Source organism: Psychrobacter sp. van23A (genome assembly GCF_030845275.1).
Classification (GTDB): domain Bacteria; phylum Pseudomonadota; class Gammaproteobacteria; order Pseudomonadales; family Moraxellaceae; genus Psychrobacter; species Psychrobacter faecalis.
Genome location: NZ_CP132595.1, coordinates 3,039,977 through 3,056,719 on the forward strand (window position 1 = coordinate 3,039,977; position 16,743 = coordinate 3,056,719).

Consider the following 16,743-nt stretch of genomic DNA (forward strand, 5'->3'; position numbering starts at 1 on the left):
GATACATCACGCACTGCTGATATCAATTTTTTGTAGTCTCTGTCTGCGCAGGCACAGCAAGCAAGAAAAATTGATATCAGCAATACCTTAGCGTTTTTAGGATATTTTGACTATAGCTAGAACAAAGCGCATTTTATGTTTGGTTCTGCTCCCACTATCGGTTTAGATTTTGCTGTTGCAGCTGCTGTATTTTCTTGGTTAGCTGGCGCTCGCGTTGGCTCATGGGAGCAACTGGTTGTATCCATAAATCGATATCAATGAAGGTGTCATTTGCCTCCTCAATGAAATCTATACCCAATACAATCACGTGATGCAGCTCCGCTATCGGTAAGCGCGTGGCCACATCCAAAGCGATTTTCGCAAGATTTGGTTGAATGGTTTGTTTACTATGTTGCCCTTTAGCATCTTGCCCATAAAATATCAGCATATAGTGCCGACCTAAAGACTCATAGGAATGTTGATGGACGACATAGCCTTGTTCTCGTAATTGCTGTTGTTGTTTGGGATGGCGATACAAAGTACGAATCAGCTCATGCCGTGAAAATAAAGACTCATCGAGTATTTGCTGCTGCCAATAAGCAAGATTTATTGCCGAGAAATCTTGCTTATTCTTTTTTTGCCCATTATCGCTATACCGCTTTAACATTTGGCCAATCATTTGCGACCATAACACAGCCGCTTGCGCCATATGCTGCTGATACATTTGGCTGGTGGTACTCTGACTTTTTTGCGCTAGCGCTATTGCTATCAAAGCGGAATTTGGCTTATCTTGCATCTTATATTTAATCAGTGCGTTGTCTATAGCGATAGCTTGCGCAAATACGGCAGGGTCATTTAGGAAATCAGCAATCATCGCCTCTTCAGACTTAAGACTATCTATACGGCTATTATCAGTATGTTGCCACTGCCCTAAACGATATTGTAAAAATCGCCATAGCTCGCATGGCGTATGTAATGCCCTTAATATCAATTGCCAATCATGCCAGCCAAACACCTGTAATGGCGGTTCGCTTGCATGTATTTCTGAACTTAAACCGTCTATAAACCCATTGCCAATAAGGTTATTTTTTACACGTTTACTTGTGTTCTGATAAATGTTTCTAAATTGAATATCAAAAACCACAACATAGGTCGTCGCATCTATCTTATCTTTGTACCTAGTTAAATAGCCGTTGCGCCATGCCGAAATCGATTCAATAGCCGTTTTACGTACGTTTTCAATATATCCTGCACCTATATCCTCAGGTAAATAAATGCTTAGATTTAATAGCTGCAACTGACCTAGGGGCAATTGATAGTCATATTTTTGCACCTTATATTGACCGTTATAGCTAGTAACAAGCGCTTGAACAGCAGGCAATACAATCTCTAATACTTCAGATTGCAGGTAACAGGCTAACTCATCGCCAAGATAGCCTTTATCAGATATCACCGTAGTCAAATTGGACACAGCCGCAACCTTTTCTTATTAAATAAATATAGCAATGTATACCTTGTCATAACTTTTAGCGATAAATTGAACAACATAAACGCTATTATACCTAGTCGCATTCATCGCAGTGAGTTGTTATGATGACATAAAAGCTAGCAGCTTTGCACCGCGTTTACTGGGCTATAAATTGCCATCGCATTTGGCTTGCTTAATATTTTCATTTATATAATAACACTCGTATGATAACAAGGACTGAACATCATGAAACGCTTTAAAGAAAAAACCGTCATCGTCACAGGCGCAGGTTCAGGTATCGGCCGCGCAACCGCCATTCGTTTTGCTCAAGAAGGCGCCAATGTGGTGTTAGTCGGACGCACCGCTGCCACCCTAGAGGAAACAGCAAAAGCGTTCCCACAAGATCGCACTTGGATTCATACTGATAATTTTTTGACCGTCGTCTGTGATATCAGCGTAGAGGCTCAAGTACAAGAAATGATGAAAAGAGTCGTCGATAAATTTGGCAAAATTGATGTCTTGGTAAACAATGCCGGCAAAGCCATGCAAGGGAAAATCACTGAGCTGTCTTCTGAAGACTGGAAATTGGCGATTGATGTCAATTTAAATGGCACTTTTTATGTCTGTCAGGCTGCCATGCCGCACTTGATTGCGAGTAAAGGCAATATTATCAATGTCTCGTCGCTGTCTGGCGTCGGTGGCGACTGGAATATGGCGGCTTATAATGCGGCCAAAGCCGGTATCAGCAACCTAACGCGTACGCTCGCGCTAGACCACGGCGCCGATGGCGTGCGCGTCAACGCTGTCAATCCAAGCGTGACAGCAACCGAGATGACCACCGCTATTCAAGACAACGACAGCAAAACTGATAAGTTTTTGGACCGCTGCCCCCTTAAGCGTATGGCGAAACCAGAAGATATTGCCGCGACCATTACTTTTTTAGCCAGTGACGACGCCGCTATGATTACCGGTGTTAATTTGCCCGTTGATGGCGGAGTCAGTGCCTCTAATGGACAACCGCATTTTTAGTAGCCAATCACCGACCAGAACCACTTAATAGCAAACTTAAATGTTTAACATTAAAAAGCCTCTGATAGCTCAAGTATCAGAGGCTTTTTGATTGCAATCGTTATTAAAAATCATAAAAGCGTTACTCAGCTAAATGATTGATATCCTGTAGTGGCTGCGATAATCGCTCAGGATATCGCGGTACAACGCCGCGATACTGCGCATATATTTTTGGCAAATCGACGTCGATATTACCGGTCGGATAGACGGGCGACATAAAGCGTATTTCTTTGGTTTTATAGTCCATCGCTACGGGTAAAATCGGCACGCCGGCACCTAATGCCAAATAATAAAAGCCAGTCTTCCAGTCTTTGGTATATTGGCGCGTCCCTTCTGGCGCTAAGCCTAAAAATAGCGGTTTGCCAGTTTTAAATTTATCAATACTCGCCTGCAGCACCGAACCTTTATTACCACGGTCAATAGGAATGACGCCAATCCACTTTAACAGCTGTGCAAACACCGGCACTTTAAACAGCGTATGCTTACCCATGATGCTAATTTTTAAATCTAGAGCAAATAAGCTTGGTATCGCATAAATACCATCGACGTTGGAGGTATGCGGCAGCGCCAAAACCACCGCCTGCGGGATATTTGGAATCTCGCCAACGGTACGCCAACCTACTGCTTTTAACAATGCCGAGCCAATCTTTGGCGCAAACTTATTACCACGTTTTGGTACTAAATCACCCAGCTGCTTTTTGCTCAAACTTGGTAGTACTTTTGAGCGCGTAGGTTTAGAAGCAGCCGCTTTAGAACGCTTAAAAAATTTTGATGTCATGACGGCACCATATAGTAAAAGATACCTCTATAATACCATTAAGCGTCTGCTACTACATTGAATTTTATAGATTTTTACCGCCTGCCAGCTTAGTTTTTTATCTACTTATATATAGTGAGTGAAAAGTAATATCGATACATCACGCACTGCTGATATCAGATAACTGCTAAATTACCTTTATGCTCAAGCCATGACTTACGATCAGACGCACGTTTTTTGGCGAGCAACATATCCATGACACTATTGGTTAATATCATATCGTCCATATCTAACTGTACCAAACGGCGGGTATCGCGATTCATGGTGGTCTCGCGTAGCTGTTCGGCACTCATTTCACCCAAGCCTTTAAAGCGCGTAATTTGGGCTTTTTTATTGCCTGGTACATTGGCCAATATGTGCTCAAGCTCAGATTCGTCTAACGCATAATGTACTTCTTTACCCACATCGACGCGGTACAGCGGCGGCATCGCGACAAATAAATGACCTGCATCAACCAACGCTGGGAAATGCTTAACAAACAACGCACAGATAAGCGTGGCAATATGGAGACCATCAGAGTCAGCATCAGCCAAAATACATATTTTGTCATAGCGCAGCTCAGATAAATCATCCGACGCTGGATCCACACCAATCGCGATGGCAATATCATGAATCTCTTGGCTTGATAATACCGTATCTGACGACACTTCCCACGTATTTAAAATCTTACCGCGCAGCGGCAATATCGCTTGATAGTGACGGTCGCGTGCTTGCTTGGCACTACCACCTGCCGAGTCCCCTTCGACTAAAAACAGCTCTGCGCCGTCACGTAAATCACCGCGACAATCCGCCAACTTACCAGGCAATGCAGGACCTTGAGTGATTTTTTTACGCGCCACTTTTTTGGCTGATTTTAGGCGGCGACCGGCTTTATTAATCGCCAATTCTGCAATCTGTGTGCCCATATCGGCATGTTGATTGAGCCACAAACTAAAAGCATCTTTTGCTAGTGTTTGTACCGCGCCTGCCGCTTCACGACTAGAAAGCCGCTCTTTGGTTTGACCAGAAAACTGCGGTTCAGAAAACTTGAGCGACAAGATATAATTGACGCCGTCCCAGACATCTTCGGCCGTTAATTTAACATTACGAGGCAGTAGATTATGGATATCGCAAAACTCACGTAGGGCCTCTAAAATACCAGTACGTAAGCCATTAACATGCGTACCACCCTGCGCGGTTGGGATAAGATTGACATAGCTTTCTTGAATCGGCGTGCCACCATCCGGCAACCAAGACAAAGCAAAGGTAATAGCAGCGCGCTCACCAGCTTTGGCCTCATGGTTATAATAAAATGGTGCTTCTGGTAAGGTTTCTAAACCATCTAGCTGCTCGTTTAGATACTCAACCACCCCATCGGTAAATTGCCAAATGACTTTTTCATTATTGATATCATCGATAAATTCAATCGTCAGACCAGCGGCTAATACCGCTTTGGCTTTTAGATTGTGTTTCAGCTGTTTAACATTGAATTTTGGCGTATCAAAAAAACTACCATCGGCCCAAAACTTAACTCTAGTGCCACGCTTACGTTTATTCGAGCTTACCGTTTCGGTTAAAGAGGTGACCGCTGCGCCATTCTCAAAGGCCATCTCGAACTGCGTACTATCGCGCCAAACCGTTACTTCAACTCGCGTTGAGAGCGCGTTAACGACAGAGATACCCACACCATGCAGACCGCCCGATACCTCATAATTGGAGGTCGAAAACTTACCACCCGCATGCAAACGGGTCAAAATCAGCTCAATCCCTGATTGGCCAAATTCAGGATGGATATCGGTTGGCATACCGCGGCCATCATCTTCGACCGATAGCGAGCCATCACTATGCAGCTGCACCTTGATGGTCTTTGCATAGCCCGCCAACGCTTCGTCGACTGAGTTATCAATGACTTCTTGAGCTAAATGATTGGGGCGCGTGGTGTCGGTGTACATTCCAGGGCGACGGCGGACAGGCTCCAGCCCTTCTAAAACTTCTAACGATTGCGCATTATATTGACTCACAAATGCATCCTTAATTATTCATGTGCGATTAATTCTATTAACCCATTATAACGAAAAATAGTAGCCTTAAGGTCAATACTCATTTGCTTACGTCAGATAATGTCGTCTATTTAAATCCGTGCGAGTTTCTGCAACATCTCAATTATCGTAGGTAATTGCTCATTGAAGTCACTAAAGCGATGATCGCCGCCCGTTTGCATCGTTACGCTTGCGCCTTGTGTTTGATAAAACTGTTTAGACAGTTCAGGATTGAGCAGCTCGTCACCTTCTTTGATGAGGACAGCAACTTTATTAGGATAATTAATGGTTGATAGTTGGTGCGCTGCAAACCAGCGTAAATCTGCTTGGGTAATATCCCAACCGCCCGCTGTCGAATGAATAACCTGCTTGCCCAAATCCTCGTCTTTAACATTGTTTTTTAGCGCAAAATCTTTGGCAAACCGCTGCAAAGTAATATGGGGCTGGATGCTGGGATTTAATAATAGCGCTAGGCAACCGGTATGATTGCTAACCACCGTAGAAAAATAACCGCCCAATGAGCTACCGACCAGTACGGTAGGAGAAGATTTATTTGGCTTATCTTGCGCCTTTTTATTTTGACCGTCTAAACGTTCAATTAACAAGAGTATTTGCTTAAAAACTTGCTCAGGGGTCTTATTTAAATCTGGTCGTAATACCTTAATATCAGGATGATACTTTTGGCAATAATCCTCCAACAACCTGCCTTTTGTAGAGTTGGCATCACTGTCTAAGCCATGGATATAAATAATATTCACGTAGAATCTCACTGATTGGTTTTGTTATGATTGCTGTATATGGCGGTGCAAAACTTAGCATAGCACTGACGCCACAAAAACAGTAACGATAAAATGGCACAGTATTACTCGCTATTTGCGCCATAATAGTATTTACGATGAGACGAGACAAGCAATCGGGCAAGTTAAAGGAATAACGTAATAGCGATGGAGCCGCCATGAATCAGCAGTTTGAACTGTTCGAGATTGCCAATCCATGCATTGGTGTTTGCCAAAGCAATAAAAAGGGCTACTGCTTTGGCTGCCTGCGTAGCCGTCCTGAGCGCCAGCTATGGCATGATATGACCACCGAACAGCGCCGCGAAGTACTAAGGCTTATAGCAGGACGTCGGCAACGTATCGAGCAGCTGCGACAGCGTAAAGGCGAGCAATTGGGCTTTGATTTTGACGAGGAAATAGAAACAGGAAGATTGTTTTAGTGAAGGTTAAGTTAATATTTATTTAATAATATCGTATCTTAGTTTAAGATATATACACATTACCTGTTGTAATTTATTTGTTTATCATTATATATAATTAAAAGAATATTGATAATTCAAATAGTTTTAAGGATAAGATAATGAATCATACTGTCACGCCTGATATAAAAGACACAGTCAAAAAATCGCGCCAAATTGAACATCTTTATGCTGGCGTCGATACCCAAGACGGTGCTGGGGTTAAGCTGACACGGGTACTGACCCAGCAGCTGCAAGAGCGTCTTGACCCGTATTTGATGTTAGACAACTTTAAAAGCGACAACCCAGACGACTATGTTGCCGGTTTCCCGAATCACCCACATCGCGGTTTTGAAACCATTACCTATATGCTTACTGGCCGTATGCGCCACCGCGACAGCGCCGGTAACGAAGGGCTATTACAAAATGGCGGCGTCCAATGGATGACGGCGGCGAGCGGTGTGATTCATTCAGAATTGCCTGAACAAGAAAACGGCGCAATGGAAGGTTTTCAGCTTTGGCTTAACCTACCTGCCAAAGATAAAATGAATGACCCTTGGTATAAAGATTTCCAAAGTGACGATTTGCCAAAATATACCACAGAGAATGGCGTAGACGTCACGGTAATTGCGGGTCAATCGCATGGTATTGAAGGCGCGGTCACACGCGATATCACTGAGCCGACTTATTTGGATATCCATCTACCAGCAGGGACGAGTTTTAGTCAGGCGATTCTGGCTGACCATAATGCTTTTGCTTTTGTCTATCGCGGTACCATAGAGATTGCAAGCGAAACGGTGCCAACTAAGACTATGGCTATCCTTGAGAATGATGAAAGTGCAGATGGCGTTACCATTACAGCCGATAGTAGTGAGGATACCAAAGTGATTTTAATCACAGGTCGCCCTCTACGCGAACCGATTGTGCAATATGGTCCTTTTGTCATGAACAGTCAGCAAGAAATCATGCAAGCGGTTACTGATTTCCAAAGTGGCAAGTTTGGTGAAGGTGTTTAAAGTTTAGCTATTAGCTAAGCATTAGCGCTGTTTATTTAAATACTCTCTTGAATGTTAAAGCCCGTATTAGTTCGCCAATACGGGCTTTTTAATCATAAGAAAAGCAAATCTACTGCTTTAACCAGCTATCTAGTCGCACTGAATAACAGTCCCATCACCTAGAAAGACTCATTGGCAGATTTAAGCCACATCTACTTGGCGTTCACGGCGATAGTGACGTAACTGATGCTCCAAGCGCCGACCCTCACTAAAAGCGGATACCCGCTTTAAATAGCCAATGATACGCGTGGCATGATCAACATCGTTTGAGCCACAAGCCTCACAGTGATAAAGGGTGCGCTTATCAATATGCTGACACTCATTGCAAATGGTAATACGCACGTTAATACAAAAGTACTGACACCCTGTGGTTGCCGCAATATCAAGCAATTTACGATACTGCTGCTTATCGAGAGTTTCGTCCAAATTCAAATGTAAGGCCGAGCCGCCATCTAGCCACTGCGTAAGCTCACGTCCATGCAGCATAAACTTATCCAAGGTATTGGTTGTTTCATCCTCTACCAGATAAAGATAAGAGTTATAGCACTCACGCTGCACCTCATAGCCATCTCGTTTGTCCCATTTGGCATTTTTAACGCCTAAGTTTTCTGCGGGTACAAACTCAGTATTGAACTTCAAACCATATTCTATGCTAGCTTTACGATTTTCATCATAAATGGTTTTTAGGATATTATTAACGAAGGTATGATATTGCTGATTATTACCGACTACTATGCCTTGACTCTCCGCAGCTTCTGCCATCCCGTTGATACCGAGCGTCAAAAACTGCTTATCTAGTTGAATAAACCCTGCATCGTAAACGGGCAACATGCCAGATGCTTGATATTGTTCCATCAGCTTACGATAACTGACCTGATACTTATGAATTTTTTGTACCTCTGCAGCCAAATCTTGCCCATTTTGAATCATACGTTTCAGATTAAGAGTAATAACATTGATGGAACCAGTAGCCACACCACCTGCGCCCAAAGTATAAGAGAAACTGTGATCAGTGATTTCATTGCGTAGACGACAACAAGAGGCTAAAGAATCCGGATTGTCGCTTTGATAAATAAAGAAGCTGTTTTTTTCTGCCAACTCGGTCGCTAGCATATCGGCATATTCTTCATCTTTACATTTACCGTTTTCGGTTAGCATAGCGCAGGTAACGACTGGGAAGGTTAAAATTGCACGCTTACGCTCTTCATTAAACCAGGTTAAAAAATACGCTTGTAGCTGTTTAATCGTTTCCCAGCATGGTCTTTCACCATCAGGAAACACAAAGTTGGCAAACATGGCATCAAAATAATGTGCGTCGTATAAAGAGATATTCCAAAACGCGCTTTGATAACCACGCGCAGCAGCAGGTTGGTTAATGGAATAAACCACCTGCTGGAAACAGTTTTCAATCAATGATTTATGCGTGGTTAAATAATCACTGCCATGGTCTTTACGAGCGAAGTAATCGAAATAGGCAAGAAACTCGACCGTCGCCACTGCGCCCGCAAATTGCGAACTAATGGCAAATATCAAGTTAATGAAGGAGCCACAAAACGACGCTAAGTGCTGCGGCGGACCTGCCTCGCCGCCCAATTTCTTTAGGCCATCCAGCAAAAATGGATATAATGATACTGAGACGCAGTAAGGTTTTAGGCTGGTTTCGTCATGCACATAAATTTCATGAGCTTCGATTTGGCGCAAATACTCATCTGCCAAATGACCATCAAAACATGTGCGAATCTGCTGTTGTACTTGACTGCGATTAACCTGAATAAAGTAATCTTTCATAATTTCGCTTTCTAACGTGGCGATATTCTTAACCGTCACGTTGGCATTGGCATCGACATGAGAGCCATCTGCCGCATTATTGGCTCGCATATAATCTTTGATAAAAAACAATTTATCGCCCAACTGCTCTGAATTCAACTTACTCATAATTCCTCCAAAACAAATGATTTAATACTTCACCGTTAGTACAATCGATAAACCTTTGATTAGTGGTTGGAGTGTCTAAACCTCCAAGCTCCATAACCCATGGTCCTGTTTTTAGATAAGTTAGCTCTGCTTGCAAACTGGACGGTATGGCATCCAAGCCTGTGTACAGTGCCGTTTTCAATCCGGAGTGTCGAACCTGCTTGAGCGCAGACAACAAGGCGGACGGTTGCCATTCACCACCCATAAACAGCACACAGCTGACGAGACCTTTATAGCATTCCAATAACCCCGCTAAAAAGTCATCAGTTAAAGGCGTACCTTTCTCTTTTTTCCACGTGTCGGCACGACTACAACCTCGGCACATTAAAGGGCAGCCAGCAACGGTCAACGCTAAGCTAACCTCTGTTGGCACTTCTTGGAAAACAATGTCATATTCAACAATATTCAACATCACTACCCCTTAAACCAAATCGCGGAGACCTATATATAGTATATACACCTTACGAATAACACAATATGTGGGGTATTTAATTTAAATACTGCTCAGTAACCATATCTAAATCAATCATTTAGCTATAAGAAACACACTAAAGATCTACTATTTAAGCGATTAATTAGAAGAAAATTGAGAAATTATTTGGAATAAAATAATTTTTAAAGATAGGTTTGAAATCTATAGATGTGAAAAACAGAGGTAGTAAGGAGTATTTTTAAATAAAGAAAAACCCTTTCATAAAGATATATGAAAGGGCTAGAAAAAATTGACTACAACTTCAGATAAGTAAAGTAAGCATTGATTGGAGTAGGCAAGCGATATTTTTTTATATAAACCCCGCAGCCAAAAGAAAACCCCCTTACACTTTCGCGTAAGGGGGTTTTCAGGAATAGAGAGCTGACGATGACCTACTCTCACATGGCCGGAGCCACACTACCATTGGCGCGATGATGTTTCACTTCTGAGTTCGGGAAGGGATCAGGTGGTACCATCATGCTATTGTCGTCAGCAAAGGGGGTTAGATATGAGTCTGTGTGTTTAATGACTAGTGTCATCTTAATCCAACTGAACCAAGGATTAAGGTGATATCGAAATAATTAGACTTGATACAAACCACTTGGGTGTTGTATGGTCAAGCCAAACGAGCAATTAGTACAGGTTAGCTACACACATCGCTGTGCTTCCACACCCTGCCTATCAACGTCCTAGTCTTGAACGGCTCTTTAGGGAAATCTAATCTTGAGGTGGGCTTCCCGCTTAGATGCTTTCAGCGGTTATCCCATCCGAACGTAGCTACCGGGCAATGCCATTGGCATGACAACCCGAACACCAGTGGTTCGTCCACTCTGGTCCTCTCGTACTAGGAGCAGATCCTCTCAAATTTCCAACGCCCACGGTAGATAGGGACCGAACTGTCTCACGACGTTCTAAACCCAGCTCGCGTACCTCTTTAAATGGCGAACAGCCATACCCTTAGGACCTGCTTCAGCCCTAGGATGAGATGAGCCGACATCGAGGTGCCAAACACCGCCGTCGATATGAACTCTTGGGCGGTATCAGCCTGTTATCCCCAGAGTACCTTTTATCCGTTGAGCGATGGCCCTTCCATACAGAACCACCGGATCACTAAGACCTACTTTCGTACCTGCTCGACTTGTGGGTCTCGCAGTTAAGCGCGCTTTTGCCTTTATACTCTATGAACGATTTCCGACCGTTCTGAGCGCACCTTCGTACTCCTCCGTTACTCTTTAGGAGGAGACCGCCCCAGTCAAACTACCCACCATACATTGTCCTCGGTATTGTTATACCTGAGTTAGAACCCCGACATGACCAGGGTGGTATTTCAAGGATGGCTCCACCAAGACTAGCGTCTCGGCTTCAAAGCCTCCCACCTATCCTGCACAAGTCAGGTCAAAGTTCAATGTAAAGCTGTAGTAAAGGTTCACGGGGTCTTTCCGTCTAGCCGCGGGTACACAGCATCTTCACTGCGATTTCGATTTCACTGAGTCTCTGCTGGAGACAGCGCTGCCATCATTATGTCATTCGTGCAGGTCGGAACTTACCCGACAAGGAATTTCGCTACCTTAGGACCGTTATAGTTACGGCCGCCGTTTACTGGGGCTTCGATCAAGAGCTTCGCATACGCTAACCCCATCAATTAACCTTCCAGCACCGGGCAGACATCACACCCTATACGTCCACTTTCGTGTTTGCAGAGTGCTGTGTTTTTAATAAACAGTTGCAGCAGCCTGGTATCTGCGACTGCCAACAGCTCAAGGAGCAAGTCCTATCACCATCGGCAGCGTACCTTCTCCCGAAGTTACGGTACCATTTTGCCTAGTTCCTTCAGCAGAGTTCTCTCAAGCGCCTTGGTATTCTCTACCTGATCACCTGTGTCGGTTTAGGGTACGATTCGTTTATAACTATTGCTTAGAAGCTTTTCCTGGAAGCATGGTATTTGCCACTTCACGGTACAAGTACCGCTTGCTATCAGATCTCAGCCGTATTACAGTCCGGATTTGCCTAAACTGTAAGCCTACATCCTTTCACCTGGACAACCAACGCCAGGCTGACATAACCTACTCCGTCCCTCCATCGCATTATAAACAAGTATCGGAATATTAACCGATTTCCCATCGACTACGCCTTTCGGCCTCGCCTTAGGGGTCGACTCACCCAGCCCCGATTAACGTTGGACTGGAACCCTTGATCTTCCGGCGTGCGAGCTTTTCACTCGCATTATCGTTACTCACGTCAGCATTCGCTCTTGTGATACCTCCAGCATGCTTTACAACACACCTTCACAGGCTTACACAACGCTCCCCTACCACTTGAAAACAAATTCAAATCCGCAGCTTCGGCTCCTAGTTTGAGCCCCGTTACATCTTCCGCGCGGGCCGACTCGACTAGTGAGCTATTACGCTTTCTTTAAAGGATGGCTGCTTCTAAGCCAACCTCCTAGCTGTCTATGCCTTCCCACCTCGTTTCCCACTTAACTAGGAATTTGGGGCCTTAGCTGGCGGTCTGGGTTGTTTCCCTCTCCACAATGGACGTTAGCACCCACTGTGTGTCTCCCGGATATCACTCATCGGTATTCGGAGTTTGCATCGGTTTGGTAAGTCGGTATGACCCCCTAGCCGAAACAGTGCTCTACCCCCAATGGTGTTCGTCCGAGGCGCTACCTAAATAGCTTTCGGGGAGAACCAGCTATCACCGAGTTTGATTAGCCTTTCACCCCTATCCACAAGTCATCCCCTGGCTTTTCAACGACAGTGGGTTCGGTCCTCCGGTGCCTGTTACGGCACTTTCAACCTGCTCATGGATAGATCACTCGGTTTCGGGTCTATACCCTGCAACTAATCGCCCTATTAAGACTCGGTTTCCCTACGGCTCCCCTAAACGGTTAACCTTGCTACAGAATATAAGTCGCTGACCCATTATACAAAAGGTACGCGGTCACCCTAATAAATTAAGGCTCCCACTGCTTGTACGCACACGGTTTCAGGTTCTATTTCACTCCCCTCACAGGGGTTCTTTTCGCCTTTCCCTCACGGTACTGGTTCACTATCGGTCAGTCAGGAGTATTTAGCCTTGGAGGATGGTCCCCCCATCTTCAAACAGGATTTCTCGTGCCCCGCTCTACTTAATATGTTAACGCTAATGTTTCGAATACAGGACTATCACCTACTACGGTCAGCTTTCCCACGCTGTTCTTCTACATTAGCATTAATCGGCTTCTCCCCGTTCGCTCGCCGCTACTAGGGGAATCTCAATTGATGTCTATTCCTAAGGGTACTGAGATGTTTCACTTCCCCTCGTTCGCCTCTTATATAAATATAAGATAGCTAGCTTATGCTAGCTGGGTTTCCCCATTCAGAAATCTCCGGATCACAGGATATTGCCGCCTCCCCGAAGCTTATCGCAGGCTGTCACGTCTTTCATCGCCTCTGACTGCCAAGGCATCCACCATGTGCGCTTCATTACTTGACCATACAACCCCAAGTAGTCTTTCGACTTCAAAGTGTCATACAATCTAATTATGATAACGATATCACCTATGTTTACGCTTGATTCAGTTCTCTTTACTTTTTTAAGAAACCCTCTTTGGGATAACAAACAATGTCGTTAAAAGAGGATTTCTTAAGGTTAGAGTGTCGCGTGAACACGCCACTCTAACCCAGACTCATATCTATGTTTTTAAATAGTTCTTACTCTCTCGTCGAGTAGTAAGTTCTGTATAAAACAGAAGTAAATAATCAATGATGATCACTTAATTCTGTTTATGCTGTGCACTGAAAGCTTACTTGGCGTTTATAGTGGTGGAGCCAAACGGAGTCGAACCGTTGACCTCCTGCGTGCAAGGCAGGCGCTCTACCAACTGAGCTATGGCCCCATATATAAATGGTGGGTCTAAGTGGACTTGAACCACTGACCCCCGCGTTATCAACACGGTGCTCTAACCAGCTGAGCTACAGACCCAAATTACGCTTGTATAAACGTAAGCTTAAACTAAAGAACAACTTGTTGTGAATTCTTGCTGACCGAATGCTGTCTATAAGGAGGTGATCCAGCCGCAGGTTCCCCTACGGCTACCTTGTTACGACTTCACCCCAGTCATCAACCACACCGTGGTGAGCGCCATCCTAAAAGGTTAGGCTACCCACTTCTGGTGCAATCAACTCCCATGGTGTGACGGGCGGTGTGTACAAGGCCCGGGAACGTATTCACCGCGGCATTCTGATCCGCGATTACTAGCGATTCCTACTTCATGGAGTCGAGTTGCAGACTCCAATCTGGACTACGATAGGCTTTTTGAGATTCGCATCACATCGCTGTGTAGCTGCCCTCTGTACCTACCATTGTAGCACGTGTGTAGCCCTGGTCGTAAGGGCCATGATGACTTGACGTCGTCCCCGCCTTCCTCCAGTTTGTCACTGGCAGTATCCTTAGAGTTCCCGGCCAAACCGCTGGTAACTAAGGACAAGGGTTGCGCTCGTTGCGGGACTTAACCCAACATCTCACGACACGAGCTGACGACAGCCATGCAGCACCTGTATTCTAATTCCCGAAGGCACTCCCGCATCTCTGCAGGATTCTAGATATGTCAAGACCAGGTAAGGTTCTTCGCGTTGCATCGAATTAAACCACATGCTCCACCGCTTGTGCGGGCCCCCGTCAATTCATTTGAGTTTTAACCTTGCGGCCGTACTCCCCAGGCGGTCTACTTATTGCGTTAGCTGCGTCACTAAGTCCTCAAGGGACCCAACGACTAGTAGACATCGTTTACGGCGTGGACTACCAGGGTATCTAATCCTGTTTGCTACCCACGCTTTCGAACCTCAGTGTCAGTATGATGCCAGAAGGCTGCCTTCGCCATCGGTATTCCTCCAGATCTCTACGCATTTCACCGCTACACCTGGAATTCTACCTTCCTCTCACCTACTCTAGCCTAACAGTATCAGATGCCGTTCCCAGGTTAAGCCCGGGGCTTTCACATCTGACTTATCAAGCCACCTACGCTCGCTTTACGCCCAGTAATTCCGATTAACGCTTGCACCCTCTGTATTACCGCGGCTGCTGGCACAGAGTTAGCCGGTGCTTATTCTGCAGCTAATGTCATCGTCTATGGGTATTAACCATAGAGTCTTCTTCACTGCTTAAAGTGCTTTACAACCAAAAGGCCTTCTTCACACACGCGGCATGGCTGGATCAGGGTTGCCCCCATTGTCCAATATTCCCCACTGCTGCCTCCCGTAGGAGTCCGGGCCGTGTCTCAGTCCCGGTGTGGCTGATCATCCTCTCAGACCAGCTACAGATCGTCGCCATGGTAGGCCTTTACCCCACCATCTAGCTAATCCGACTTAGGCTCATCTAATAGCGAGAGCAACAAGTTGCCCCCTTTCTCCCGTAGGTCGTATGCGGTATTAATTCGAGTTTCCCCGAGCTATCCCCCACTACTAGGTAGATTCCTAAGTATTACTCACCCGTCCGCCGCTCGTCAGCGAGAAGCAAGCTTCTCCTGTTACCGCTCGACTTGCATGTGTTAAGCCTGCCGCCAGCGTTCAATCTGAGCCATGATCAAACTCTTCAGTTTAATCTTGCATGAAGTCCTTTAAAGAGACTTCGAAACTTGGCTCATTTAATCTGGCAATTACGCTCTCGTATGTTTCATATAATGAATTAACTTTGAGTTTTCTTGCTGTCTTAAATGATAATTTTTATAGTTAGAAAGAACTCCGAAAAGAAGTTTCAACCAACTTTATTTTTTAGCATTCTGAATCAGCAAAAATCCACACAAGTTGTTCTTTAGTTATGCTTTTAAATAGTGTCAAGCTACTGTCGTCCAGTAACTGATATATAGGGTATTTCTCTTTGCTAGTCAGTCTAAGTTAAGAACTTATCCTATCTAGCGAGCCGACTATCATATCATAATGATTTGGTTTGTCAAGCTTTTTTATAATTTGTTTCAATGGGTTAGCCAGGTTTGTTATATGTAAATCCACATATAAGTTACTCCGGTTCTCCCTAATGAGGTGCGTATTATAGACGCTTATTTTAATTAGTCAAGAAGTTATTTTTATTTAGTTTGAAATTTTTATCAGCCTACTTAATAGTAGCTTGATGTGTTCTTTCTCGCTAATGGGTGTTTATTCAGTGCCAAAACACTTTCTAAGCGCCCTTCCCTTTCGACTGGGTGGCATTATACGCGCTTTTAGTATGGGGTCAAGCTAATATCCATTTTTATTTTATACATATTACAACTTATTAAAATACATCACTTTAAATAAGTTGAATAGAGCATTAGTTTTTTAGAAAAACGCCATAAAGCTATTACTTCATTAGGATATAAGATTCTTAAGCCGAATATACATACACGAATAATAGCTAATGTTGAGCCTTATGAATGAAAAAACGTACAGTCATTGGATTAATAATTATCTAGCTTAAAGCAGCCAAAAGAAAACCCCCTTAGCAATTAAGCTAAGGGGGTTTTCAGGAATAGAGAGCTGACGATGACCTACTCTCACATGGCCGGAGCCACACTACCATTGGCGCGATGATGTTTCACTTCTGAGTTCGGGAAGGGATCAGGTGGTACCATCATGCTATTGTCGTCAGCAAAGGGGTTAGATATGAGTCTGTGTGTTTAATGACTAGTGTCATCTTAATCCAA

The 16,743-nt window shown here is 44.4% G+C and carries 9 protein-coding genes, 2 tRNA genes and 4 rRNA genes; 3 read left to right on the plus strand and 12 right to left on the minus strand.

The features are described from left to right. Nucleotides 1–154: 154 nt before the first annotated feature. Complete coding sequence (locus RAH45_RS12925; RefSeq protein WP_193030904.1) at nucleotides 155–1,450, minus strand: hypothetical protein; 1,296 nt, start codon at nucleotides 1,448–1,450, stop codon at nucleotides 155–157. Nucleotides 1,451–1,693: 243 nt separating this feature from the next. Here RAH45_RS12925 and RAH45_RS12930 point away from each other — a divergent pair, with 243 nt between their 5' ends. Then, the gene (locus RAH45_RS12930; RefSeq protein WP_191692316.1) at nucleotides 1,694–2,476 is read left to right on the plus strand and encodes a meso-2,3-butanediol dehydrogenase; all 783 of its coding nucleotides are present in this window, start codon (nucleotides 1,694–1,696) and stop codon (nucleotides 2,474–2,476) included. A gap of 121 nt (nucleotides 2,477–2,597) precedes the next feature. Here RAH45_RS12930 and RAH45_RS12935 read toward each other — a convergent pair whose 3' ends face one another. The 3 genes from RAH45_RS12935 to RAH45_RS12945 form a co-directional block, all read right to left on the minus strand. Continuing rightward, nucleotides 2,598–3,293 (minus strand): lysophospholipid acyltransferase family protein, encoded by a 696-nt coding sequence (locus RAH45_RS12935; protein WP_193030906.1) that lies wholly within the window; start codon nucleotides 3,291–3,293, stop codon nucleotides 2,598–2,600. A 155-nt stretch (nucleotides 3,294–3,448) separates the two neighbouring features. Then, nucleotides 3,449–5,332 (minus strand): DNA topoisomerase IV subunit B, encoded by a 1,884-nt coding sequence (gene parE / locus RAH45_RS12940; protein WP_193030908.1) that lies wholly within the window; start codon nucleotides 5,330–5,332, stop codon nucleotides 3,449–3,451. Nucleotides 5,333–5,442: 110 nt separating this feature from the next. After that, nucleotides 5,443–6,108, minus strand: a complete 666-nt coding sequence (locus RAH45_RS12945) for a YqiA/YcfP family alpha/beta fold hydrolase (RefSeq protein WP_193030910.1) — start codon at nucleotides 6,106–6,108, stop codon at nucleotides 5,443–5,445. Between the two features lie 197 nt (nucleotides 6,109–6,305). On the opposite strand from RAH45_RS12945, the gene RAH45_RS12950 reads away from it, so the two are divergent. After that, complete coding sequence (locus tag RAH45_RS12950; RefSeq protein ID WP_193030912.1) at nucleotides 6,306–6,566, plus strand: DUF1289 domain-containing protein; 261 nt, start codon at nucleotides 6,306–6,308, stop codon at nucleotides 6,564–6,566. A gap of 140 nt (nucleotides 6,567–6,706) precedes the next feature. Further along, on the plus strand, nucleotides 6,707–7,600 hold the full coding sequence (locus tag RAH45_RS12955) for a pirin family protein (protein ID WP_193030914.1): 894 nt from the start codon (nucleotides 6,707–6,709) through the stop codon (nucleotides 7,598–7,600). A 180-nt stretch (nucleotides 7,601–7,780) separates the two neighbouring features. Here the strand turns inward: RAH45_RS12955 and nrdD are convergent, their stop codons facing one another. From nrdD to rrf (RAH45_RS12995), 8 genes are all read right to left on the minus strand, one after another. Then, nucleotides 7,781–9,574: an anaerobic ribonucleoside-triphosphate reductase gene (gene nrdD / locus RAH45_RS12960; RefSeq protein WP_193030916.1), complete on the minus strand. Its 1,794-nt coding sequence runs from the start codon at nucleotides 9,572–9,574 to the stop codon at nucleotides 7,781–7,783. Next, nucleotides 9,567–10,025: an anaerobic ribonucleoside-triphosphate reductase activating protein gene (gene nrdG, locus RAH45_RS12965; RefSeq protein WP_193030918.1), complete on the minus strand. Its 459-nt coding sequence runs from the start codon at nucleotides 10,023–10,025 to the stop codon at nucleotides 9,567–9,569. Before nrdG ends, nrdD begins: the two co-directional genes overlap by 8 nt. 439 nt (nucleotides 10,026–10,464) lie before the next feature. Further along, a 5S ribosomal RNA gene (rrf, locus tag RAH45_RS12970) occupies nucleotides 10,465–10,579 on the minus strand. 118 nt (nucleotides 10,580–10,697) lie between these two features. Continuing rightward, nucleotides 10,698–13,559: ribosomal RNA gene (locus RAH45_RS12975) — 23S ribosomal RNA — on the minus strand. A 327-nt stretch (nucleotides 13,560–13,886) separates the two neighbouring features. Next, nucleotides 13,887–13,962 (minus strand) — tRNA-Ala (locus RAH45_RS12980). 9 nt (nucleotides 13,963–13,971) lie between these two features. After that, nucleotides 13,972–14,048, minus strand: a tRNA-Ile gene (locus RAH45_RS12985). A 76-nt stretch (nucleotides 14,049–14,124) separates the two neighbouring features. Then, a 16S ribosomal RNA gene (locus tag RAH45_RS12990) occupies nucleotides 14,125–15,663 on the minus strand. 911 nt (nucleotides 15,664–16,574) lie between these two features. Continuing rightward, nucleotides 16,575–16,689, minus strand: a 5S ribosomal RNA gene (rrf, locus tag RAH45_RS12995). The 16S, 23S and 5S rRNA genes sit together here with 2 tRNA genes alongside, the layout of an rRNA operon. Between the last annotated feature and the right edge of the window lie 54 nt (nucleotides 16,690–16,743).

Bases quoted from the DNA above. Each gene is read 5' to 3' on its own strand.
- nrdG (WP_193030918.1), bottom strand. From the start codon at position 10,025: ATGTTGAATATTGTTGAATATGACATTGTTTTCCAAGAAGTGCCAACA.
- RAH45_RS12930 (WP_191692316.1), top strand. From the start codon at position 1,694: ATGAAACGCTTTAAAGAAAAAACCGTCATCGTCACAGGCGCAGGTTCA.
- RAH45_RS12955 (WP_193030914.1), top strand. From the start codon at position 6,707: ATGAATCATACTGTCACGCCTGATATAAAAGACACAGTCAAAAAATCG.
- RAH45_RS12935 (WP_193030906.1), bottom strand. From the start codon at position 3,293: ATGACATCAAAATTTTTTAAGCGTTCTAAAGCGGCTGCTTCTAAACCT.
- RAH45_RS12950 (WP_193030912.1), top strand. From the start codon at position 6,306: ATGAATCAGCAGTTTGAACTGTTCGAGATTGCCAATCCATGCATTGGT.
- nrdD (WP_193030916.1), bottom strand. From the start codon at position 9,574: ATGAGTAAGTTGAATTCAGAGCAGTTGGGCGATAAATTGTTTTTTATC.